We start from the raw sequence: 3,816 nt of genomic DNA, 5'->3' as shown, positions 1-3,816 counted from the left end.
CAGGTCGAACCGGCCCGCCCGGATCGATCCGCTCCCTGACGCCCTCAAAACGACCTTCAAAAAACCCCTTGCCAAGCTCTGGTACTACTGACCCCAGACTTGGGTGCTTTCCATCGCCCCCGGCAGCTTCGCGCCCTGCGAGGGCGGTAGCGTCGAGGCGACTCCGGTCGAAGCGTCGGCCGACACCCGCACGACGCCGCTCGGCATCGAGGCCGGCACCTCCGGGGCCCAGACCATCCGTCCCGATGCCGACATCCTGCTGGTGGCCGGTGCCGGTTGGACGAAGAAGCAGGCCGACGGCCAGGTCCACGTGGACACCGCGGCCGATCTCATCCTCGACTTCGTCGAAACGAACCGCGCCTCGCTCGGCAGCTCGAAGTCGATGGTCGACCTCGCGTCCGAAGGCCAGGCCGTCCTGCCCTTCCTCACGCACCTGCACCAGATCGGGCAGACCGGATCCAGCCCGCGGCACACGAAGGGCCTGGCGACCTGCTGCCACGGCGAGGAACCGCACGCGGTCGGCTGGCGTTTCATCAACGAACGCCGGGCGATCAACACCGACGCCGCCTGCGGCTGGGCCCAGGGCAAGGCCGACGTCCTCTACGTCGCCGACGCCTTCGAGGTGATGCGCAAGGTCAACGAACGGTTGAAGTAGACCTGCAGGATCACTTGGATTCCGATGCTCTCAGGCTACTTCAGAACAATCCGGTAGAATTTGCGCGGTGAGGCGGTGGCCGGGACCATGTAGGTCGTCATGTTGCCGGGATTGGCGGCAGGGACGTCAGGATCGACGACAGTAGACCAGTCGCTCAGGTCGGGGCTGCTTCGGATCTCGAAGGAGGCACCGGGTTGCGACGGCCAGATGAGGTTGATAGATCCATCCAGCTGAGGCACTCCGCGGAGGAAAAAGAAGCTGTTTGGGTCCAGAGGCTCGGTGCCAAGCTGCGCTTCTTCACCGTCGGTGGCATTGTCGCCGTCACTGTTGTCGTTGTCGGGATTCGTCTCGCCGGCATCGACCAGTCCGTTGAGATTCGGGTCCTCATCGCGGTCATCGATGCCGTCGCTGTCGAGGTCGATGCCGGAGTTGTTCGGAATCGAGACGACGTTGCCCGCCGGAGCGATCGAGCTGATCGTGGGCAGCAGGATTCCCGCCGGACCCCACTCGGCGTCGAGCTTTTGGGCCAGGCGGCGGGCAAGGGCCATGGCGGTTTCCGGTTGGCTGGCGGCGAGGTTGGTGCTCTCCGTCGGATCGGTTGCGAGGTTGTAGAGTTCGTGCGTGTTGTTTTCGAAGTTGTAGATCAGCTTCAGGTCATCCTGCCGGATCCATGAGAAGAAGTCGCTGCGGTGCTCGTGGGGGTAATGGACCACGATCTCCTGCGGGCGGTGGGTGCCCGGGGTGCCGGACAGGTAGAGGAGCAGGCTGTGGGAGTCTTCGCCGAAGTCCGCCGGCGCCGGCAAGCCGGCGAGATCTAACAGGGTGGCCGGGATGTCCCAGGTGGTGACAATGTCGGTTTCGATGCTGTTGGCGGGAATCGGCAGGGTCTGTTGGAGTGGATTCCCGGCATCCGGAACTGCCCAGGTGGCGATGAACGGCACGCGGGCACCACCTTCCCACTTCGAGGCCTTCTTGCCGCGCATCGGCCAGTCATTGAACGGTGCGCTGGGCAAGCCGTCCTGGGTGGTTGCCGGACTGTCGGAGCCATTGTCGCCGAGGAAGATGATGAGCGTGTCCTCGGCCACGCCGAGGTCGATGAGTTTCTGGCGGATCTCGCCGACCGCGATGTCCATGCCCTCGATCATGGTGGCGAACTTGGCGTGGTTGCCGCCGCTACCGCCGACCGCGCCCGAGTAGTCGCCGGTGGCGTCCGGGTTGGTGGTGAAGGGTGTGTGAACCGCGTAGAAGCTCATGTTCAGGAAGAAGGGCTGTCCTTCATTCACGGCATTCTGGATCGCTGAACTAGCCTCAAGGGTGAGTGCCTTGGTTAGATAAACGCTGGAGCTGTCGTAGGCATCCAGACCGGGAACCCCATAGCCACCCGCGCCGATGTAGCGCGCCGGCTGTCCTTTCTCATTGCCGGCGATGTTCACGTCAAAGCCGTAGTCGAGCACGTTCTTGCTGCTGTTCCCGAAGTGAGCCTTGCCGCAGTGGATGGTGCGGTAGCCGATCGATTGAAGTTGCCGGGGCAGGGTGGCCTCGGAGGTGGGCAGACCGCTGATCCGCCAGTTCGTTGGCGATCCGGGGTCGTTGGCACCAACCCAATCGGTCACTCCGTGGCGGGCGCTGGTCCGTCCGGTGAGAAGCCCGCAGCGCGTCGGACTACAGACGGTCTGGGCGTAGGCCGTGGTGAAGCGCATGCCGGTGGCTGCGAGCGTCTCCATGTTCGGGGTCTGATAGAAATTGTTGAAGTTGTAGCTGACCGGCTGGTCGGCACCATCGAGCAGGAAAGGCACCGAGGTGTCGTGTACGCCCATGTCATCGACGAGGAAGATGACGATGTTCGGGCGTTGACCAAGGCCCAGCAGGGCATTCGCCATGGAGCGGCCGAGTTTGAGCTGCGCCGTGGCGTTGAGGTGGACTTCGTCCGTGTCGCGGTGGCCGTCCACCTCCTGTGCATGAGTCGGATAGCCGACGCTGTTGGTCGGAACGGATTGCGTGTTGGGGATGGAGTGGGTCGCCCCGGAACCTTCGTCCGCATCGAGAATGGCCTGCCGCACCAGGTCGCGACCAGGGAAGCGGGCCTGCACGTCGCCACCGTCCGGGGCGTAAGGCAGCACCTGGCCCGGCACGAAGCGAATCCCCTCGGGCGCGGCATAAGGCGCGAACTGCTCGCGAATCCGCGACACGAAATGAGCGAGATTGGCCCCGTAGTCATCGGCGCTGGTCGAGGATTCCGCCACGTTGAGGCCGTCCTTGGCGTCCTGTTCCCCCTGTTGCCAGCACATGCCGTGGATGACCGGCTGCCAACCCTCCGCCTCGAGCGCCGCCAGTCCGTTGCTGACCGTGTTGACGAAGCCCGTGAACTGGGGACCCCAGTTAGCGGTGTCGGCGGCATTCGCACCTGGCTTCCATCCGAGCTCGAGGCTGGTCCCGCCGTCGGCATACTTGATCAGCGCGATCGGAGTGCCGGGACGGAGATCGCGCAACCGCTCGCCAATCCCAATTTCCGGCCCGAACTCGTTGCCGTTGGAGCCAGGCGGTCGAAGAGTCACCCATTGATTGGCGATGTTTGAGGAAACCGCGGTGCCTGCGGCATAAAGCCGAATCTCGGGAATGGACAGGAGTTCCGGAGGCAACTTCGAGCTGCGTGCGATTCCCTGCATGTTCGATTGGCCGCCCAGCAGATAAACGTGGATTTCGCCCAAGCTCGTATTGGTGGCCGTTGCTTGCGCCGTCACCTGGTTTCCTCCACGGGTGGCCGTCAGGGTCCATGTTGTGGTGTCGGATGGTCTCACCACCAGGCTGCCGCTGGCTGCAACTGCGCCGATTCCCTGGTTGATGCTCACCGAGTCGGCGTCGCTTACATCCCACGACAGGGTGACATCCGTTCCTTCGGTGAACTGTTCGGGACTCGCGGTAAAGCTGTGGATCGTCGCCTGTGGCCCCGAAGGGGGCGTGATGCTCATCGCGTTGAAGGTCGCGCTGATCGAGCCCGCAAGGCTGTTGTTCGATCTACTGAAATCGAATACAATCACGCCGCTGGCATCCGAGGTCACGCTGAAGTCGAGCACCGTTCCGGAGTTGCTCAAGGTGTAGGTCGGGCTGGCGGAGGTGCCGGTGGTCACCGTGATGACACCGTCCTGGCCGTTGCTTGCCCT

1 protein-coding gene and 1 pseudogene are annotated in these 3,816 nt (G+C 63.7%); one reads left to right on the top strand and one right to left on the bottom strand.

The genetic code is table 11. The features are described from left to right. Nucleotides 1-127 precede the first annotated feature (127 nt). Nucleotides 128-655 (top strand): annotated as a pseudogene (locus tag ACG2LG_RS23575) (electron transfer flavoprotein subunit alpha); the annotation flags it as partial. Nucleotides 656-690: 35 nt separating this feature from the next. On the opposite strand, the gene ACG2LG_RS23570 reads toward ACG2LG_RS23575, so the two are convergent. Next, a partial coding sequence (locus tag ACG2LG_RS23570) for a sulfatase-like hydrolase/transferase (protein ID WP_396263286.1) occupies nucleotides 691-3,816 on the bottom strand: 3,126 nt, incomplete at its 5' end.

Origin of the sequence: Haloferula sp. A504 (genome assembly GCF_044385805.1) — a bacterium.
Lineage (GTDB): Bacteria > Verrucomicrobiota > Verrucomicrobiia > Verrucomicrobiales > Akkermansiaceae > Haloferula.
This window is presented reverse-complemented; position numbering and strand designations above follow the sequence as displayed.